This is a genomic window from Paenibacillus psychroresistens (assembly GCF_009728935.1).
GTDB lineage: Bacteria > Bacillota > Bacilli > Paenibacillales > NBRC-103111 > Paenibacillus_AC > Paenibacillus_AC psychroresistens.
This window is the reverse complement of the sequence record NZ_CP034235.1, coordinates 2,030,890-2,050,232: the sequence shown is the minus strand read 5'-3', so window position 1 is coordinate 2,050,232 and position 19,343 is coordinate 2,030,890. Positions and strand designations below refer to the sequence as shown.

At 39.9% G+C, this 19,343-nt stretch carries 15 protein-coding genes and 1 riboswitch; of the genes, 6 read left to right on the top strand and 9 right to left on the bottom strand.

All coding sequences use genetic code 11. From position 1 onward, the window contains the following. Positions 1-42: 42 nt before the first annotated feature. A riboswitch (cobalamin riboswitch) is annotated at positions 43-240 on the bottom strand. 94 nt (positions 241-334) lie between these two features. Then, entirely contained in the window at positions 335-1,201 is an 867-nt protein-coding gene (locus EHS13_RS09270) for an AraC family transcriptional regulator (protein WP_155700064.1), read from the bottom strand. A 161-nt stretch (positions 1,202-1,362) separates the two neighbouring features. Between EHS13_RS09270 and EHS13_RS09265 the strand changes: the two genes are divergently transcribed. After that, a complete protein-coding gene (locus EHS13_RS09265; RefSeq protein WP_155700063.1) occupies positions 1,363-4,038 on the top strand; it encodes an alpha-L-rhamnosidase in 2,676 nt (891 codons plus the stop codon). Beyond that, positions 4,038-4,826, top strand: coding sequence for a nucleotidyltransferase domain-containing protein (locus EHS13_RS09260; protein WP_155700062.1), 789 nt, complete (start codon positions 4,038-4,040; stop codon positions 4,824-4,826). Before EHS13_RS09265 ends, EHS13_RS09260 begins: the two co-directional genes overlap by 1 nt. Before the next feature lie 160 nt (positions 4,827-4,986). Here EHS13_RS09260 and EHS13_RS09255 read toward each other — a convergent pair whose 3' ends face one another. Continuing rightward, positions 4,987-5,376 carry a DUF1801 domain-containing protein gene (locus EHS13_RS09255; RefSeq protein ID WP_155700061.1) on the bottom strand — a complete coding sequence of 130 codons (390 nt, stop codon included), beginning with the start codon at positions 5,374-5,376 and terminating at the stop codon, positions 4,987-4,989. A gap of 158 nt (positions 5,377-5,534) precedes the next feature. Here EHS13_RS09255 and EHS13_RS09250 point away from each other — a divergent pair, with 158 nt between their 5' ends. Both EHS13_RS09250 and EHS13_RS09245 read left to right on the top strand, forming a co-directional pair. Further along, positions 5,535-7,727 carry an alpha-galactosidase gene (locus EHS13_RS09250; RefSeq protein ID WP_155705282.1) on the top strand — a complete coding sequence of 731 codons (2,193 nt, stop codon included), beginning with the start codon at positions 5,535-5,537 and terminating at the stop codon, positions 7,725-7,727. A gap of 98 nt (positions 7,728-7,825) precedes the next feature. Further along, the gene (locus EHS13_RS09245; RefSeq protein WP_155700060.1) at positions 7,826-8,809 is read left to right on the top strand and encodes an RpnC/YadD family protein; all 984 of its coding nucleotides are present in this window, start codon (positions 7,826-7,828) and stop codon (positions 8,807-8,809) included. A 55-nt stretch (positions 8,810-8,864) separates the two neighbouring features. Here EHS13_RS09245 and EHS13_RS09240 read toward each other — a convergent pair whose 3' ends face one another. Both EHS13_RS09240 and EHS13_RS09235 read right to left on the bottom strand, forming a co-directional pair. Beyond that, a complete protein-coding gene (locus EHS13_RS09240) occupies positions 8,865-9,803 on the bottom strand; it encodes an aldo/keto reductase (RefSeq protein ID WP_227013858.1) in 939 nt (312 codons plus the stop codon). Positions 9,804-9,828: 25 nt separating this feature from the next. After that, the gene (locus tag EHS13_RS09235) at positions 9,829-10,824 is read right to left on the bottom strand and encodes a Gfo/Idh/MocA family protein (RefSeq protein WP_227013857.1); all 996 of its coding nucleotides are present in this window, start codon (positions 10,822-10,824) and stop codon (positions 9,829-9,831) included. A gap of 117 nt (positions 10,825-10,941) precedes the next feature. On the opposite strand from EHS13_RS09235, the gene EHS13_RS09230 reads away from it, so the two are divergent. Next, entirely contained in the window at positions 10,942-11,775 is an 834-nt protein-coding gene (locus EHS13_RS09230; protein ID WP_155700058.1) for an AraC family transcriptional regulator, read from the top strand. A gap of 23 nt (positions 11,776-11,798) precedes the next feature. Here EHS13_RS09230 and EHS13_RS09225 read toward each other — a convergent pair whose 3' ends face one another. After that, on the bottom strand, positions 11,799-12,710 hold the full coding sequence (locus tag EHS13_RS09225) for an AraC family transcriptional regulator (protein WP_155700057.1): 912 nt from the start codon (positions 12,708-12,710) through the stop codon (positions 11,799-11,801). A gap of 125 nt (positions 12,711-12,835) precedes the next feature. Then, positions 12,836-13,066, bottom strand: a complete 231-nt coding sequence (locus EHS13_RS36695) for a hypothetical protein (protein ID WP_227013856.1) — start codon at positions 13,064-13,066, stop codon at positions 12,836-12,838. On the opposite strand from EHS13_RS36695, the gene EHS13_RS09220 reads away from it, so the two are divergent. Next, complete coding sequence (locus EHS13_RS09220; protein WP_227013855.1) at positions 13,065-14,414, top strand: serine hydrolase domain-containing protein; 1,350 nt, start codon at positions 13,065-13,067, stop codon at positions 14,412-14,414. The two genes, EHS13_RS36695 and EHS13_RS09220, sit on opposite strands and share 2 nt — an antisense overlap. 20 nt (positions 14,415-14,434) lie before the next feature. On the opposite strand, the gene EHS13_RS09215 is transcribed toward EHS13_RS09220, so the two are convergent. The 3 genes from EHS13_RS09215 to EHS13_RS09205 form a co-directional block, all read right to left on the bottom strand. After that, on the bottom strand, positions 14,435-15,721 hold the full coding sequence (locus EHS13_RS09215; protein WP_155700055.1) for a glycoside hydrolase family 18 protein: 1,287 nt from the start codon (positions 15,719-15,721) through the stop codon (positions 14,435-14,437). 114 nt (positions 15,722-15,835) lie between these two features. Next, positions 15,836-17,452 (bottom strand): response regulator, encoded by a 1,617-nt coding sequence (locus EHS13_RS09210; RefSeq protein WP_155700054.1) that lies wholly within the window; start codon positions 17,450-17,452, stop codon positions 15,836-15,838. 25 nt (positions 17,453-17,477) lie between these two features. Beyond that, positions 17,478-19,289: a sensor histidine kinase gene (locus EHS13_RS09205; protein ID WP_155700053.1), complete on the bottom strand. Its 1,812-nt coding sequence runs from the start codon at positions 19,287-19,289 to the stop codon at positions 17,478-17,480. Between the last annotated feature and the right edge of the window lie 54 nt (positions 19,290-19,343).

The following is a 19,343-nucleotide window of genomic DNA, read 5'->3' as shown; positions in this document are numbered from 1 at the left end:
TACTACATGCACTAAACACACCCTTCTATCGTTCGTAGAATTTAATGGTGTACAAAACAGGCAGGTTTTCTGGCTTAAGCGTCATCATCCTTGCAACCTTCCCAGTTTCCCAGTGGCATTTAGCAAAGACTACACTTTCACAGCGGCGAGACCGCGCGGGATTATTACCCGCTTCCCTTTTAACCGATACATGCTTTGATGAATCAAAACATTATTGGCACCTGTTTGTAATATTTAATTGTAAGCTGGTTCATACAAACAAATCTTCTGTTGTCATATTACACTTTTCTCAGCGATAAAACCACAAAGGATTTATCTCCATGCAATTGTAGACTCATTTAATTTGACCGCGATAGCTGCTTGGCGTGTTCCCGACGATCCGTTTAAACAATACATTAAAGGAATGAATATCTTTATAACCCACTGATTCTGCTACTCGACTAACTGAAAGCTGTGAGCTTCTTAAGAGCTCGCAGCTTTTTGTGATCCGTAAATTTTGCAGGTAATGATTGAAGGTTTGCTCCGTATGCTGTTTAAATAACCGTTGCAAATGTCGCTCACTCCATTGAAAACGATCCGTCAAATGCGATAAAGTGATTTCCTCCGCGAATTGCTGGTCCATATAATGTAGAACCTGGAGAAAGCGTGCTGGTTTATTCGAGCTTGTCTCAATTTTATCATTTTTCAACCGGTATAACGTTACTATAAGCTGGATCAGAAGTGTATTTAAAAAGGTGGAGGAGCCACTAATAGGCAAGGAATACTCCCGATATAGCGCTAGAAAAAGCTTTTCAACAGCACCATCCGCATCCAATAAGGCATAATAAGGCAGCGTTTCTTCGGAAAGTCCTGCCAAATATTCCGCAATGGCTTTATCTGTGATGAAGGGGATCAAGCTATCTATGAGTTTGCGTGTAAATATACAATTATAGACAATCAGTGGATCCTTCAAAGCATCGGTGGAGTTGGGCCGAAAAACATGGGAGACCCCGATAGGGATGACATGCAGCTGACCTTTGTGGATACGTTGCACTTCATTCTCAATATAATGAAATCCTTTGCCTTCTGCGACATAAGCAAGTTCGATAAATTCATGGGAATGAAGCGGCATATGAAAGGTTTCTGTCGCCCGATTAACGTATAGGAGCAGTTGATCTTTAATAAAAATATCTTCTTTCAAAGTTTCCTTTGATGGCTTCATTCCCAGTTCTCCAATACTTAGTTGTCATTATCACACGCATAAAATGTCCTTTTTGCCCAGTTAAAACAACAGAATATCTTCTATAATTATAAGGGAAACAACAAGAATGGTATACCTTCTTAGAGGTTAATAAATCTAATTTTGAAAGGTGAGTAAATAGGATGATTAATGTTAAAAAACTGCGTTGTGAGTATATGGAGAACCCGATTGGTATTGATGTGCAAAACCCGAGAATCAGCTGGCAGATTCAGTCTGACGTTCGATCCTGGCTGCAAGCCGCTTATCAAATCCAAGTATTTACTGAGTCTGATCTTAAGGGCTTGATTTGGGATTCAGGTAAGGTAGAATCTGATCAATCCATTCACGTGGAATTGAATGAGCTGGCTGTAAAGTCTAGCCAACGCTACTATTATCAGGTACGAGTATGGGATCAACAAGATGGAGCATCGGAGTGGTCTGAAAGCGCTTTTTGGGAAATGGGATTATTGGCAGCAAGCGACTGGAAGGCAGAATGGATTAGTGCCCCACTTGCACAATTTCCTACAGAATCAGAAATTAGTCCGTTATTGCGTCGGAAATTCATTATTAGTAAGCCTATTAAGAGTGCAAGAATTTATGCGACCAGCTTGGGGCTATACGAGCTTGAGCTTAATGGGCATAGAGTCGGCGACCGTTATTTCACACCGGGCTGGACCAGCTATAAGCATCGACTCCAATATCAGACCTACGATGTGACCGATTTACTGGCAGCAGGAGATAATGCAGTTGGTGCGTTGCTCGGAAATGGCTGGTACAAAGGTAATCTTGCATGGCAGGATCAGAGTAATATTTGGGGAAATCGAACCGCGCTCCTTATGCAGCTTAATATTCAATACGTAGATGGTCATGAAGATATCATTACTACAGATTCGCAGTGGACAGTTTCGTCTAGTCCGATCTTAATGTCTGAACTGTATCATGGAGAAACCTACGATGCGCGTTTGGAAAAAGCCAATTGGAGCACTGCTGCTTATGATGCACAAGACTGGGTTGCAGCTGAAATTATCGAGCACTCTAAAGCTATTCTAGTTGCGCAAGAGAACGAACCTGTTCGTAAAATAGAAGAATTACAGCCCATCGAATTAATCATTACTCCTGCTGAAGAAACGGTAATCGACTTCGGACAAAATCTGGTAGGTTGGGTTCGCTTCACTATTCAAGGCTCTGCAGGGCAAGAAGTTACGATTCAGCATGCTGAAGTCTTGGATCAAGCAGGCAATTTCTATACGGCTAATTTACGAAAAGCGAAGCAAGCCATCCTATATTCACTCAAAGGCGAGGGTCAAGAAACCTATGAACCCCATTTCAGCTTTCAGGGCTTCCGTTATGTAAAGCTGGTTGGGTTTGGCGAGAATATTCAGTTGGAGAATTTCATAGCTGTTGTCCTACATACCGACATGGAATCTACGGGTTCATTTCAATGCTCGGATCCTTTAATCAATCAATTGCAGCACAATATCCTCTGGGGACAAAAGGGCAATTTCCTTGATGTACCAACAGATTGCCCTCAACGGGATGAGCGCTTAGGCTGGACAGGTGATGCGCAAATGTTTATACGCACATCCACACAATTAATGAATGTTGCTCCATTCTTCACGAAATGGTTGCGTGATTTGGCTGCAGATCAATTAGAATCTGGCGGAGTTCCTTTTGTAATACCACATGTACTTGATGAGGAGAACCACTCTTCAGCTGCTTGGGGAGATGCCGCTGTAATATGTCCATGGACCGTTTATCTAGCATATGGAGATACTCGAATTCTTGAGCAGCAATATACGAGCATGAAAGCGTGGGTAGAATATATGCGCGCTCAGGGCGATAATGAATACCTCTGGAATACACGCTTTCATTTTGGCGATTGGCTGGGCTTGGACTCCAAACCTGGTGACTACATCGGTGCCACAGACCGCGATTTCATCGCAACTGCTTTTTATGCTTACTCGACTTCTTTACTTGCAAAAGCAGCTAATATTTTACACAAAAACGAGGATTATCTGCTTTATAGCAATCTACATGCCAAAATCTTGGAAGCTTTTCAGCAAGAATTTGTCACACCATCCGGTAGGCTCTCAGTGAATACCCAAACCTCAACACTACTTGCATTAATGTTCGAGCTTGTAGAGGGCACAGCTAAGGAACGGACAGTTAAGAAGCTATTGCAGCTGCTTGAAGAAAGCAAGCATCATTTAACGACAGGATTTGTCGGAACTCCTTATTTAAATCTTGTGCTTAGCCAAACCGGGAATACAGAAGCTGCCTATAAGCTCCTATTTCAAACCGATTATCCTTCTTGGCTATATCAAGTTACTAAAGGGGCAACAACCATTTGGGAGCATTGGGATGGCATTAAAGAAGACGGCAGCTTTTGGAGCGAGGATATGAACTCCTTTAATCATTATGCCTATGGTGCGATTGGTGATTGGTTGTATCGTTATGTCGCAGGCTTGGATACAGATGAAGCTGCTCCGGGTTATAAACACATTTATATTAAACCTCACCCAGGACCTGGACTCGATTGGGCAGCACTAGATCTCGAATCTATGTATGGCTTAATTCATACCGAATGGCGACGTGTGGACGGAGCCGCTGCAATGGAGGTTCGCATTACTTTGCCAGCCAATACGACAGCTTCGGTTCATCTGCCAGATGCCTTATTAGATAAGTTGTTTGAGAGTGGAGCAACTCTTGAAAAAACGACTGGAGTAAGTACTATTGAACAATTGGAAACGGGGGTTTCACTAACTCTTGGTTCTGGTAAGTATTCATTCACTTATGCACTTGCTAAGGAAGTTGTTTGATGAAAGAACATCATCAAATTGCAATTAATAATTTAGTTAACTGGTTCAAGGATGATTCCGTTATTCAAGCCGTCATCCTAACTGGTTCAGTGGCAAAAGATATAGCAAGAGATGATTCAGATATTGATTGCGTCATCATTGTTACCGATGAAGAATTTACAAGAAGACAGCAGCTTAATGAATTATTCTACTACAACGATACCATTTGTGAATATCCAGGTGGTTATATCGATGGGAAAATCATTCCATTCCGTTATTTAGAATTAGCTGTAGATCAAGGAAGTGAGCCCACAAGGGCTTCCTTCCTTAACTCCCAAGTGGTTTTTTCCAGATTAGATGGAATTGAAGCTTTACTTGAAAAGGTTACACAATACCCTGAGAAAAATCGCCAAAAGAACCTGACCGATTTCTATGCACAGGTGCTGCTATATGGGAATTATTTTGCTATCAAAGCTATTGAACAAAATAATCCGTATTTATTATCGCAATCACTTAGCAATGTTGTCCTTTTTGCAAGCAGAATGATCTTAGCCTATAACCGTATCTTGTTTCCTTGTCATAAATCATTAATGCGAGTTGTTAACGATACACCCGATAAACCAACTGATTACGATCAGCTCGTTAATGAATTACTGACAGAGCCTACAAAAGCACGAATCACAGCCTTTGTAGAATTAATCAGCAGCTTTCAAGACTGGGGCTTATCCGCTGATCAAGCTGTCAGTCTATTTATTGAGAATAACGAGTGGAACTGGCTCGATGCTCCACCACCTTTACAAGATAGATAAACAAAAAAGTAGCCTCATGAGTAATTTCATGGGGCTTTTTCAGTAAATATTATAGCTTACACTCACTAATTATGAGTTTAATGCAATAGTTTGCACTATGGTTAAATCACTCTAATACGTTCATATTGTTGTAAAATTGTCAGCATATCTATTTAAAAGCTTAACAGCTCACTTCTATCCACTTAATTACTATTTCTAAAAGCTTTTCTCTCTTAGCTTCCACATCATTCATGTCCGTGAATTTAACTATAGCTCTATCAGTTGACGCCCAATCCAAAAGTCCTGTAGTATCGTCAAATAAGCGATTTTGGGATTGGTTTACTTTAACCTTTGATCCACAATGAAAGATTAGTCGGATAAATTTATCACCATGCAGGTTAAACGTAATCCTATCCTCGTTATTCATACAAAAGCTTGGTGCATTCCATTTAATATGTTCAGTCAATTGTTGATTCGCACTTTGAATAATATTTCTGACTACCTCTATTTCTTTTTTCAAGGGATGCTCGAGTTTGTTTAGGAATTCAACTACTTGCGGATTAATCGTCATTTCTACTTCATACCCCCCATTTGCTATTTTATTCTAGTATAACCGTTGTAAAATATGAGTTAAAGCCATATAATCCATGTTTTAAACCATTGTAGAACTGTGCATACTTTATTATTATTTGAAGATGCATGCATGAAATGACGAAGGGTGTGGTTGTATTGGCTATTCAGTTTAATCCTATAACGCGTATTTTTCATTTACAGTCCCAAGATGTTAGTTATGCCATAGGCATCGTTAAAGAAGGTTACTTGGCTCATCTTTATTGGGGAAAGAAATTAAATGGTGCTTTATCCGATCGTTTACTCGGGAAAACCTGGAGACCTTCATTTAGTCCAACACCTTATCCGGAGGATGAAACCTTCTCTTTGGATACACTACCGCAAGAATATCCAGGTTATGGAACCAGTGATTTTCGCGCTCCAGCCTATCAGGTTCAGCTTACAAATGGCAGCACAGTTAGTGAATTTTTGTATGTTTCCCATGAAGTGAAATCTGGAAAACCCAGCTTGGATGGACTGCCTGCGGTATATACAGAGGATGATTCAGAGGCAGAAACATTAGAAATTTTAGTTGAAGATAGCGTTGCAGGCCTACAGCTGCTGCTCTCTTATACCGTATTTCGCGATCACAATGCCATCTCACGTTCAGTAAAGCTAGTTAATAGAAGCAATGACGCTGTTCAAGTATTAAGAATTTTAAGCGCTAGCGTTGATTTCGGACAAGCTGACTATGACTTAATTCATTTGAATGGAGCTTGGACCAGAGAACGTCATATTTCACGAGCTGCTTTAAGACCAGGTATGCAATCCATAGAAAGTCGCCGAGGCTCGAGCAGTCATCAGCATAATCCATTTATTGCACTAGCTTCTGTTGATGCTACGGAGGATCATGGCGCGGTTTATGGCTTTAATCTAGTTTATAGCGGCAGCTTTCTTGGTATAGCTGAAGTGGACCAGTTCTCGACAACGCGAGTTTCGATTGGGATTAATCCCTTTGATTTCAATTGGCTGCTTGAACCAGGTGAGTCATTCCAATCTCCTGAAGCGATTATGGTTTATTCTCATGAGGGATTAGGCGGAATGTCTAGGACCTTTCACAAGCTATACCGTACCCGCTTGTGCCGCGGAGAATTCCGTGATAAAGCCAGACCTATCCTGATTAACAACTGGGAAGCGACTTACTTCAACTTTGATGCCGATAAATTAGAGAAAATTGCTCGTGCTGGCAGTGAATTGGGGATTGAGTTATTCGTATTAGATGACGGATGGTTCGGTAAACGAAATAATGATAAAAGCTCGCTTGGCGATTGGTTTGTTAATAGCGATAAGTTACAAGGTGGACTAACAACCATTGCTGAACGTGTGAATAAATTAGGGCTAAGCTTTGGATTATGGTTTGAACCGGAAATGATCTCCCCTGACAGTGATTTATATCGAGCTCATCCAGATTGGTGCTTGCATGTCCCCAATCGGAGACGTACAGTAGCCCGCAATCAATTGATTCTTGATTTTTCACGCAACGATGTGCAAGAAGCGATTTATGGGCAGTTAGCAAGCATCCTCTCTAGTGCGCCGATTACCTATGTAAAATGGGATATGAACCGTAATATGACGGAGATTGGCTCAGCCTTGTTGCCTGCTGAACGTCAACGTGAAACGGCTCATCGCTATATGCTTGGTTTATACAAGGTTATGGAACGAATCACGAGTGAATTTCCAGCTATTCTCTTCGAAAGCTGCTCCGGTGGTGGCGGCCGTTATGATGCTGGAATGCTTTATTACATGCCACAAACCTGGACAAGTGATGATACAGATGCGATTGAACGCTTAAAAATTCAATTCGGTACGAGCTTAGTGTATCCTGCCAGCTCAATGGGCAGTCATATTTCAGCTGTACCTAACCATCAGGTTGAACGTAATACTCCTATACTCACTCGCGGACATGTTGCGATGTCTGGGAATTTTGGCTATGAGCTTGACCTCTCCAAAATGGAAGAAGCGGATAAAGCAATTGCGCTTCAGCAAGTCATCGAGTACAAAAACATTCGAATGTTGGTTCAGCAAGGCGAGTTTTATCGATTGCTAAATCCATTTGAAGGCAATGAAACGGCTTGGCAATTTGTGGCCCAAGATCTTTCCGAAACGTATGCCGTGTATGTGCGTACACTCGCTATTCCCAATGGTCCCTTACGCAGGCTGCGTTTAAAAGGGCTTGATCCTGCTAAAAGCTATACTTTAGAGGGCAGTGAACTGATCTATAACGGTGATGAGCTCATGTATGCTGGACTGTCGATCCCTGATTTAAAGGGTGATTATCAGAGCATCACCTTCCATTTTAAAGTTTACGCTTAGGCTTGAAAATGATATAATTCACACAGCGGAAGCACCGCCAAACGTATTCTTTACGTCTTGGCTGGTGCTTTTTTGCGTTTTAATAAGGAGGAGAATGGATGAGTATTGATCATGATCGACTTTTCAAAGAATTAATTCAGACCTTTTTCAAAGAATTTCTGCAGCTGTTCTTCCCTCAAGCTTATAAAGCGATTGATTTTGAGCAGCTTACCTTTTTGTCAGAGGAAATTTTCACGGATTTAGTGGTCGGAGAACGACGAAAGGTAGACATATTAGCTCAGGGAATTATGCATGGAGAGGAAGTATTGGTTATTGTTCATGTAGAAACTCAATCGTACTATCAAAAAGAATTTGCGGAACGAATGTTTATTTATTCAAGCCGCTTGTACGAGAAATATCGTTGTCAAATCTTACCTATTGCACTATTTAGCTATGACCAGAATAAAGAAGAACCTAATACTTTCAATTGGGGCTTTCCGTTTTTCGAGGTACTCAACTATCGCTTTCACACGATTGAATTGCGCAAGCAAAATTGGCGTGATTTTATTAAAAGCACTAATCCAATAGCTGCTGCGTTATTGAGTAAAATGGGATATACTAAAAAAGAGAAGGTACAGGTAAAAAAAGAATTTTTACTGATGCTGGTACGTTTGGAACTAGACCCAGCAAGAATGCATTTACTCGCTGGATTTTTTGATACTTATTTAATATTGGATGTAAAAGAAAACATAGAATTACGTGAAGAACTACAAATGCTTGATTCAAAGGAGGGAGAAAAGATTATGGAGCTACAAACACAGTGGGAAAAAGATGGTGAATTACGTGGTTTAGAGATAGGAAAGATTGAAGGTAAAATTGAAGGTAAGATTGAAGGAAAGATTGAAGAAGCTCGAAAGTTTATAAGCAAATTCATTCAAGCACAGTTTGGTGAGGATAGCCGGGAACTATTAATTAATGTTGCTGCCTTGAAAGAGCTTGAAATACTTGAAGAATTAGCCGATCATTTATTCAAGGCTTCACGTTTGGAAGAAGCCAAACAACTTATTGATGAAGCTTGTACGAAGCAGCAAGCTTTAGATTAGTCCAATATGAAAGCCCCAAACCAATGACTAACGGTTTGGGGCTTTACTAATATTATTAGCTCTCTTTTCTTAAATCCAACCAACGATTCTCCTCTTGAGTTAATGATAATGCAAGTGCATTAGCGCTTGATTGAAGCTCAGCAACAGAATTAGGGCCGATAAGCGCACAGGTCGGAAATGTTTGATTCAAGACAAAAGCAAGAGCAATATCATTAGTTGAAACACCTTTTTGCTTAGCCAATGCTTCTGCTCTGCGATATCGCTCCCAGTTGTCTTCACTATAATAAACGCGGATCAGCTCAGCATCACCATTATCCGGTGTATAACGTCCTGTGAAGAATCCACCTGCTTGCGATGACCAGGATAGCAAAGGCAGCTGCGTTCGTTCATGCCAAGCTGCATCATCCGCATATACAGATATACACCCAGCCCAGCGTGGTTCGTTGGGTTTAGCCAAGCTTAAGTTCGGGCTATTACAGAGGAGCCCCTCTAGTTGATGAGCCGCTGCATATTCATTTGCCTCTTGAATCCGCGCAATGGTCCAGTTGGATACACCTAAGGCATGACAACGTCCGGCCTCCAGCTGCTTATTCATCGATTCCATAATATAACCAACGGATTGATTCGGATCATCGCGATGCAGCATAAAAATATCGACATAATCGGTTTGCATCCGTTCAAAGGTTTCTGCCAGATCTTGCTCCATACCCTCAAGCGTTACTCTCGGACCTTTATCATCATGATGTGCGCCTTTGCCGATAATCACCATATCCGCTCTATTTTTTCTTTCCTGCATCCAAATACCAACCGCACGAGAGCTGCTCGCCCCATAAACATGAGCGGTATCTATACTATTCCCCCCCGCTGTCACATACGCATCCATTAATCCGGCTGAAAACTCCATTTTTTCCTCATGCAGCATCATCGAGCCTAGAATTAATTGTGAACAACCTAATCCCGGTTTAATCGAGATCTTTTTCATCGATTGAGTCATGTTGAGCCTCCATGTAAAAATTCATTTATACTAACGAAACTCTAACTTTTTCTTTAGCAGACTTAAGTACAGCGTCGATTACCCGCATATTCAAAACAGCATCCTGAGATGCATAAAGTAAAGGCTGATCATCTAGTATAGCTCGGGCAAAATTATCTGCTTGTAATGTGTATGGATTCTGAAAAACGACTTTTTCTTCTCTGCGCTCACCTTTGACTATTACAGTGAAGTCAGCAGCATCTGGACTAGGTAGAAAAGCTTGAGACAATTCTATTCGTCCCTCCGTACCTAGAATTTCAAAGGTTTGCCTAAAATCCGCCCACATTCCGCAATCGAATGTCATAGCAACTTGATCAGAGAATTCTATCAAACCGGAGCACATCATATCCACTCCATCATGCTCCGTTGAAAAAAAGGCATGTGCTGTAGCTGCTGTTGGCTCGCTTCCCATTATTAATCGAGCTAAGCTAATTGGATAACAGCCGACATCATAAACGGAGCCTCCGCCCATATTCGCCTGGTATCTCACATTATTCTTATCCTGAGCATTGTTGAAAGTAAAAGCGCCATGTAAAGCACGTATAGATCCAATTTCACCAGAAGCTATTATCTCTTTTATCCGTTCTAACCGAGGGTTATGGCGATGCATAAAGGCTTCAGCTAGCTTAACATTTGCTTTGGCACAGGCATCTACCATTTCCTGAGCCTCCTCCGCATTCAAAGCTAGCGGCTTCTCGCAAAGTACATGCTTTCCAGCTTGTGCGGCACGAATAGCCCAATCTTTATGTAAATGGTTAGGCAACGGAATATACACAGCATCTATCTGGTCATCTAGCAAAATTTCCTCATAGCTTCCATAAGCTGTCGGAATATTGAACTTCTCTGCAGCTTTTTGTGCCTTTTCCAAATTACGGCTTGCAATGGCAGTAACACTTCCAGTTGAAGATGCTTGAATAGCAGGAATAACGGACTGATTGATCCCTGCAGCACCAATGACACCCCAACGCAATTTTCTCGTCAATCTAAACACCTCTTTCATTAATTGTACAATATTGTTATTATACTAAAGCATAAGATTGTTTTATATCTAAATATATTGTAATTAATGTAACTATATTGTTATCACTAAGGAGATTTTATGAAACACATTGCCTTGCCAACGATAAACGCTAATTCCTTCATCTGTTTTCCAGAATCCGTCGGGATTTATAATGATTTCCCAGAGCATAATACTTTTCGTGCTGCGGATGAGTTCCCACTTTTTAATATTCATTTTATTACTAAGGGGAAAGGTTATGTCGAGCTGGATGGCAAGGTTCATGAGCTTAAGAAAGGGGATTCCTTTCTCTTTTTCCCTATGCAGTCTCAGCACTATTATTCAAGCCAAGACGATCCATGGGAGGTTTATTGGATCCATTTCTATGGTGATAAAATGAAGGAATTTCTTAGTGAAAGAGGCTTTTATCGAACTAATTTGTGGACAATGAATCAATGGAATGCCTTGCAGCTTGCTTTTGATAACTTAATTAACGAGGCAGAGCAATATAAGCTATTACATCCAGCCTTATTATCAACGATGACCTACGGAATTATTACTGAATACATGATGCAAGCCATCCCCTTAACACCAAGAAGGGAGCAGGATGGTTCTGCCACGATTGTACAGCTATTAGCAGAGATGCAGGACGAGGCTTGTCAGCCATTTGAGCTGAAAGCTTGGGCTGCTAAAGCTGGAGTAAGCACATTCTATTTCTGTAAGCTTTTCCGTAAAACAACTCAATTAACACCGATGGAATTCATCTCACTTTGTCGAATTCGCCAAGCCAAGCAGCTGCTATTGGAACAAAAAAGCCTGCCGATTACGCAGATTGCCTTGGAATGTGGTTATCCGAGTGTAAGCTATTTCATTCAACGCTTTAAGAAGCAAGAAGGCTTAACTCCGCTTGAATATCGTAAAAGCTCAAATTTATGAGATCCAAAGCTGGCAATAGCTTTCTAAGAGCTAGATTTCAGCTTCAGTGGCAGACAATAATGCATAAAATCAATATTCTGCATTTGAAACATTGGAGGTTTAGGGGTAGTGAACATTTCCATGCTGGGTCTCATATCAAGCTCATATATACTCTCAGGCAGCCATTTTATATGCAACAGATGGATAAGCTCCCAAAAAGATCTAAAATCAAGATTATTAAAAGGGATAATTGCGTAAAGACCCCCTGGTATTACCTTTGTGCTGATAATTCCGCTTGCTTCCACATCAGGTGGACAAGAAAAACAAGCGTCATATCGACATTTATCAAATGGCGTTAAATAGGGATCATCTAATAAGGTTCCTATACACAATGTTTGCTCATTGATTTGATCTCTCTCCAGCAGCCAATGATAAACTTGATTAAATGAAGCTTCAATTCCTGGATGAGCCTGCCCATGCCCCTCGATAAAGCAATGATAGAAACGATAAAAGGCAACATGATAGGCAGGTAATCTCTCAATTCGAATTTCAAGATTCGCAAGTTTTTCTATATACTCTTCTTTTTTATACGAATCCTCAAGCTTGTATTTCTCTTTGTAAGCAGATCCCGTCATCCCAAATTCCTTAACAAACGTTCGCGAGAAATTAGCCGAGGATTGCAATCCGCTTCTCATGGCTACCTCTGTTAAAGTCAATCCCGGTTGGAAAATCATCAGCCTTCTGGCTTTTTGTAAACGAAGCCTTTGGATATAATCGTGAACATTTTCACCTATTATAGCTTTAAATACTCTATGAAAATGAAAGGTAGAGATTGCAGCAATCTCAGCCAAAGATTCTAGAGACAACGGTGATTGCAGGTGATTATCGATATGATTCAACACTAGATTAATTCTTGACATGTGATTATGAAAGGTTCGAGTTCGTTTAGTTTGCATAGCTTCCCTCCTTTAATGGCTTAATATACTGGCATCATAGCATGAAATTAGCAAGATATGTTAAAAAAATGCGCAAGAGCTGGATATCCATAAATTGCAATATTAGCTTAAAATGATTAAAACGATCAGAGGATGTATGCCATGAAAGTCAATGCTAATTTGTTCACTCTATCCATATGCAGCATCATTTGTTTACTTGTTTTTTCCTCTTGCAAGTCAACTGTTGCTTCAAAAGAATCAACATTACCTGCTTCAACCACATCACACATTTCAACAGAACCCGTCTTTCCAGACAAGGAATGGCTAACATCATCTCCCGAACAACAAGGCATGGACTCCCAAATACTTACTGACATGTTCACTGAAATTAATACCAGCCAAATCGACATCCATAGTGTTGCTATCGTGCGAAATGGCAACTTAATAACCGAGGCTTACGCAGATCCTTACACCCGTCAAAGTAAGCAAGGGATCTATTCCGTTACGAAAAGTATCATCTCCGCATTAATCGGGTTAGCAATCCAAGAAGATACTATTAAGAACGTGGATGAAAGAATAGTAGATTTATTAACAGACACCTCTTTTGATAATGAGGATGAAGAGAAACGCAGCATAACGATTAAACATTTATTAACAATGACTTCTGGATTAAACTGGCCTGAGCTCACTGGAGCTTATTATGGGGACAATAATATTATTTTTAAAATGAGCAACTCACCAAATTGGGTCGATTTTATTAGGGATCAACCCATGCTGGCTCCACCTGGACAGCTTTTTAATTACAGCTCGGGAAATTCTCACTTGCTCTCCGCGATCATTACAAAATCTACAGGAATTCCAACCCAGGATTATGCAGCAAAAAAGCTATTTCTCCCACTAGGTATTAATGATCTTCAATGGGATAGCGATCCTCAAGGCATCGCAAATGGCGGCTTTGGGCTGAAAATGAAAACATTGGATCTCGCTAGATTTGGACTACTTTATTTAAATAATGGGAAATGGGCGCACAATAAACAGTTGCTTTCACCCGATTGGATTAAGCAATCCACTCAAATTTTAGCTGGAGGTGAGTATGGGTATCAATGGAGAATTAGTGCCGATGGGGATTATTACGCAAGAGGCTTTCGGGGGCAATATATTTTCATTTCTCCCAGCAATAATCTGCTAGCGGTATTCACGAGCGATTTAAATTTGAATGATGAGCTATTGCCTTATCAGCTCTTTACTAGGTATGTGAAGAAATCGGTTAAATCCAGCTCACCATTACAGGGGAATATCACTGCTAAGGACACTTACAATAATGCCCTAACTCATTTCCAAACACCTGACCTCCTGAGTACAGATTTACCCGATAAAGCGATGCAAATATCAGGCGCTACCTACCAGTTCGAGCCAAACGAGTATGGCTACCAAGAGCTGAGCTTTAATTTCGACGAGAAAAGTAATGAAGGCTTATACACCCTGCATATCCAAGGTGGCCCTACTTTAGTGCAGACCTTTGGGCTTGATGGTCGATACAGAACACAGGATAATAATAGTCTAAAAGGTTTCTGGAAGGAGGATAGCTTCGTTCTGAATGAAAAATACTCTGGAGTTCCCTTTACTTATACATCGACATTTTCCTTTAATAAGGATGGAATTCAGCTGGATTTTTCTAGCAGCGAAGGTCAGTCCTTTTCTTTAAGCGGCAAGAAAAAATCTTGAAATCCTTTTGATTATCTCTGTTATCTTTTTATCACATTAAAGTTATCTTGAATAAGCAGCCAGTTTTGTGGAAAAGAAAGTCCTAGCTTCCAATAGCTGATGCCTCGAAGCCCTAGTTCTTTAATCAAATTGAATTTAGCTTGGATCGATCTGGCATCCTCAAACCACACCTTATGCTTCTTGCTTAAATCATCCCAATAATTAAAATACGGCGCCTGGTCCAGATAATCATATTGGATCGCTGCCCGTCTATCTCTCGCCAAGTCAATTGCTGCCTGTGGACTAAGCGCTTTAGCATATGGACCACCTGCCACAAAGGGCAAAGTCCAATCATAGCCGTATAAATTTTGCCCCATCATGACCTTGGTTGCCGGTATCTCGCTAATAGCATACTCCAATACTTTGCGAACAGGACCAATAGGTGAAACAGCCATCGGAGGTCCCCCACTATATCCCCATTCATAAGTCATAATGATCACAAAATCAGCAATTTCACCATGCGCCTTATAATCATGAGCCGTATACCAGGGTCCTGTTTGGGCTGCGCTTGTCTTAGGAGCCAATGCTGTAGACAATAAGAATCCTTCTTGATGGATGCGATCTGCAGCTTTTCGCAAAAAAGCATTATAAGCTTCACGATCCTCAGGCTTGAGAAATTCAATATCAAAATGGATATCTTTGAAATCTAATTGTTTCGCTAGATCAATTATATTTTCCAATAAACGATTTTGGACGACTGGATCATTCAAAATAATACTTCCCAGCTCGGAGCTAAATTGAGCATTCTCCAAATTAGTCACAACCATCATCAGCGTAACCTGTTTTTGTTCGGCTATAGATGGAAGCTTATCCAGCCCTAGAGCTTTCAATGATCCATCGCGCTGGATTTGGAAGCTAAACGGTGCCAGATAAGTAAGGTTTGGCGCAGCTTCAGTCGCAGAATCAAGTGAATTCTGGGATAATGCCTCACCTCTAGGCTCTATATAGGCATTAACTTCTGCCGATTGTTTTGTTTTAGCTGGAATATATAAACGTTTCCCAATCTGCAAAGGCCGATTCAAAGGCTGCTGATTGATTTCGGCAAGCTTACTGACGCTTGTGCCAAACCTCTGGGCGATCGTATATAAGCTATCCCCCGATTGAACCCAGTAATACATTCCATTTAGCGGAATCACCAAAGTTTGCCCAACCACAAGATTACTCGGTGCAGACAGTTGATTAGCTTCGGTAATCTTACTCATCGATATCTCATAGGCATTAGCAATTCCATACAAAGTTTGTCCGCTTTGTATAACATGAATTTGCATATTTCCACTTCCCCCTTCAATTAACGGACAATGAATATATTCCTTAATTTATTCGACTGAAGGGGAGGGTATGCCATCTCAGAGATGGGAGTGTTCAACGGCTTGATCCTTTTTCTACTTTACGATGTTCCGATACTCAGTTGGCGAAATACCGACTATTTTTTTGAATACTCTGCTGAAGTAAGTAGCATCACTATAGCCCACTTTATCACCAACCTCATAAGTCTTAAATCTAGCATCCTTCAATAGAAGCTTTGCCTTCTCTATCCGAATCTTTGTTAGATACTCGATGAAATTCTCACCCGTTTGATTCTTAAATAGATCACAAATATAACTCGAATTGACGTAGGTTATCTCTGCAATTTTACTTAGAGTAACATCCTCATTATAGTGTTTGGTTACATAGTCTTTAACAATATCAACAAGCTTCCCTTCCTTTCTTTTTCTATTGGACATCATCTTTTTCAATACATCACTATATATGAATAGATTATATTTTTTAAAGTCGCTTAGACAATCATATATCCCAATTTCATTTATATAAAAATAATCAGATCCGTAGAGCTCATGAACAGCTCGATTAAAATCAGAAATGTCGGACTGAATTTTGATAAAAGCATTAATGAATATGTTGACTACTTCTCCGGGGTCCATATTATTTTTCACTAAAATCGTACAAAAATCTTCAATAGCCGACTCTGCTTGCTTTGCGTTTGATATTTCAAAGGCATTTTTTAATTGATCTTCAAATCTATCCACTAAATAAGCAGGGAAATCCGCATTAAAGTGCATAAACTCCGCTTCCGCGTAATAGTCGATAACCGCATATTTATCACGATAAAACCTACGCTTTAATGCCGAAACTGCATGATTATAGCTGCTTTTTAAATCAAGCAAATCCGTCGAAAGTGATCCAATTGCAATCGTACAATCAATTTTGGCGGCATATCGCTGAAGATTATCGCCGATTCCTTTTACAATCTTATGGATCAGTTCCTCTTCCCCACTCGGTATAGATATGGCTATAACTAAGCCAAGCGGATCCGTATAAGAAACGTAAGACGACGAAATCCGAATGGTTTCCTCTGTAATATTCTTAATGATATAAGCCTTTATTCTAGCCTCTTCCATACCTATTTCTCTCGTGATCACTTTATATTTATTGATACTCACAATGATGACATAATAATTCCCTGTTTCCTCTTGGAGGTTAAAATAATCCAGCTTACTCGCTAAATCCTGCCGCGAAAATTTCTTGCCTTTAATCAATTCCTCAATAAATTGCTCTTTTAAAAAAGGCAAGCTTTCATTTAGCTTTACCTTCAGCCTGATATCATTTATTCGGAGCTCATTCTCATTCTTTATGCTATCTTCTATCTTACTTAGAAGAGTAAGCAGCTGTACATCGTCAACAGGCTTAAGCAAATAATCTAACGCTCCGAGCTTCATAGAATCTCTGACATAATTAAATTCATTAAATCCGCTAATCATAATCTTTTTAATCGAAGGATGTAGGGTTTCAAGCTGTTTAATCAGTTCTATTCCATCCATACCCGGCATTTTTATATCGGTAATAATCACGTCCGGAAGCCGGTTTTTAATAAACTCCAGAGCCTCCAAACCATTATTCACATCACCAATAACTTCAAATCCCGCCCCTGAACGGTTTATGATTTTGGCTAACCCTTTTCTTATAACTTCCTCATCATCTACAATCAATATGGTTAGCATAAGCTTCCTCCGCACCTGAAACTGTTTAAAGCTGCACGATGTTCATCGTAAATTTATCAGGTAATTCAAGACTTACTGTTGTACCTTTGCCTTGTTCGCTTGTAATCTTTATGCCATATATTTCACCATAATGCAGCTTTATACGCTCGTTTACATTCTTCAAACCAATCCCTCGCGAGGCGTCCCCAGAATGGATTTCAGTAACGTCTGGATCATTTAGTTTTTCCAGCTGTTCAGCGGTCATCCCAATCCCGTTATCCTCAATTAAGAAGATGGTCTTATTCTCAGCTTGGTATCCCGTTATCTTTATCTCGCCTTTCCCGATCATGGTCTCCAAACCATGAAAGATCGCATTCTCAATAATTGGCTGAAAGATGAGTTTAATAATCGGAATGTCGATAAGCTCCTGATCCATCTCTATAATCAACTCAAATTTATCTTTAAAACGGAAATTTTGCAGCATGATATAGTTTTTTAGATGTTCTATCTCGTCTCCAATGGTAACTAGCCTATCCTTGGGATTAATACTATAACGAAGCAGCTTTCCAAGAATCAACGTCATCTTGGCCGTAACGGTATCATCGTTGAGCTCAGCCGTCATCCGGATGGATTCCAAAGTATTGTACATAAAGTGAGGATTGATCTGAGACTGCAAAGCATTCATTTCCGCTTCCTTCTTGCGAAGCTCAGTAGAATAGACAATGCTGACTAATTGATCGATTTTGTTAATCATATTGTTGAAGCCATGGCCCAGCCTGCCAATTTCATCTTTATGCATCACGGTAAAGCGAATCGTTAGGTCGCCATTTTCAACAACTCTCATTGTTTTAATAAGTCTTTTCAAAGGTTTTGTAATGTTATAAGAAGTAACAATCGATAAAAGCAACGACAATAGCACAAAAATGATAATAAGCGTTAATAAGCGTGTTTGAATCGCTTTTATTTTCGAGAATAAAGCGGCCTCCGGTAAAATACTAACTAATTTCCAAGTGGTTTCTTTCGAGAATTCAACATCAACTAAAGATTTTTTGTTCAGCACCTGCATGCTGGATTGACTCGCTTGCAAATTAAGATTGTGAATTTCGTTTAGATCAAAGCTTTTGTCCCCAATTGATTTGGTAATATTCGTTTCATTGGTATCGTACACGATAAACCCATTATCATCGAGCAACAAGATTCTTTCTTCATCAAACGATTTCATTTTCTTAATAATATTTCTAATAATGTCGATATCGGAATCAATACTGATTAATCCCATGCTTCCTCCGCTTTTTATTTCTTTAATAGCACGGGTAACCGAAAACATGTAAAAATCCTTGCCCCTAGGTGCATTCCAATTACTAAATCTAAAGCTGTTGCCAACTACAGCTGACCCCTTAAGCTCATTAGCTTCCTTAAACCAATCCTCTTGTGATGGATTATAAGCAGGATCAAGCTTGCTATCCACCATTCTATATTCGTTGGTTCCATTCAAATTAAATATAAAAACAGAATAAATATTCTTGTTAAAAGCCAGAATTTCATTTAAGGTAACGGATAAAAGCGCCCGATCGTTAAAATCAAAGCCTTTACTGCCTGTCGTTAATGCAGAATCCCCGAAGTTTTTCTCATACAAAAGCTCCAAAATATCATTATCATATAATGGATGCATGGTAAGCACTTTCATGTCCTTAACATAATTATCGATGTTTTCCATCGACTGAATATTCACCTGTTTAATAAACCGTAAGGTTTCTGTTTTTTTATCATGCGTATAAATACTAAATATCAGGTAGTAAATAATGATTACGGGCAATAAAATCAACAAAAAATGATTCAAGAAGATCTTTTTGAGCATTTTTATTCTTCTTTCTACAATTCTTTTAATTTAATATTGTCATTTGTCATTGGG

Excerpts from the sequence above, each read along its gene's own strand:
- EHS13_RS09270 (WP_155700064.1), bottom strand. The coding sequence starts at position 1,201 with ATGAAGCCATCAAAGGAAACTTTGAAAGAAGATATTTTTATTAAAGAT.
- EHS13_RS09265 (WP_155700063.1), top strand. The coding sequence starts at position 1,363 with ATGATTAATGTTAAAAAACTGCGTTGTGAGTATATGGAGAACCCGATT.
- EHS13_RS09260 (WP_155700062.1), top strand. The coding sequence starts at position 4,038 with ATGAAAGAACATCATCAAATTGCAATTAATAATTTAGTTAACTGGTTC.
- EHS13_RS09255 (WP_155700061.1), bottom strand. The coding sequence starts at position 5,376 with ATGACGATTAATCCGCAAGTAGTTGAATTCCTAAACAAACTCGAGCAT.
- EHS13_RS09245 (WP_155700060.1), top strand. The coding sequence starts at position 7,826 with ATGAGTATTGATCATGATCGACTTTTCAAAGAATTAATTCAGACCTTT.
- EHS13_RS09240 (WP_227013858.1), bottom strand. The coding sequence starts at position 9,803 with ATGACTCAATCGATGAAAAAGATCTCGATTAAACCGGGATTAGGTTGT.
- EHS13_RS09230 (WP_155700058.1), top strand. The coding sequence starts at position 10,942 with ATGAAACACATTGCCTTGCCAACGATAAACGCTAATTCCTTCATCTGT.
- EHS13_RS09225 (WP_155700057.1), bottom strand. The coding sequence starts at position 12,710 with ATGCAAACTAAACGAACTCGAACCTTTCATAATCACATGTCAAGAATT.
- EHS13_RS09220 (WP_227013855.1), top strand. The coding sequence starts at position 13,065 with ATGTTCACTGAAATTAATACCAGCCAAATCGACATCCATAGTGTTGCT.
- EHS13_RS36695 (WP_227013856.1), bottom strand. The coding sequence starts at position 13,066 with ATGTCAGTAAGTATTTGGGAGTCCATGCCTTGTTGTTCGGGAGATGAT.
- EHS13_RS09215 (WP_155700055.1), bottom strand. The coding sequence starts at position 15,721 with ATGCAAATTCATGTTATACAAAGCGGACAAACTTTGTATGGAATTGCT.
- EHS13_RS09210 (WP_155700054.1), bottom strand. The coding sequence starts at position 17,452 with ATGCTAACCATATTGATTGTAGATGATGAGGAAGTTATAAGAAAAGGG.
- EHS13_RS09205 (WP_155700053.1), bottom strand. The coding sequence starts at position 19,289 with ATGCTCAAAAAGATCTTCTTGAATCATTTTTTGTTGATTTTATTGCCC.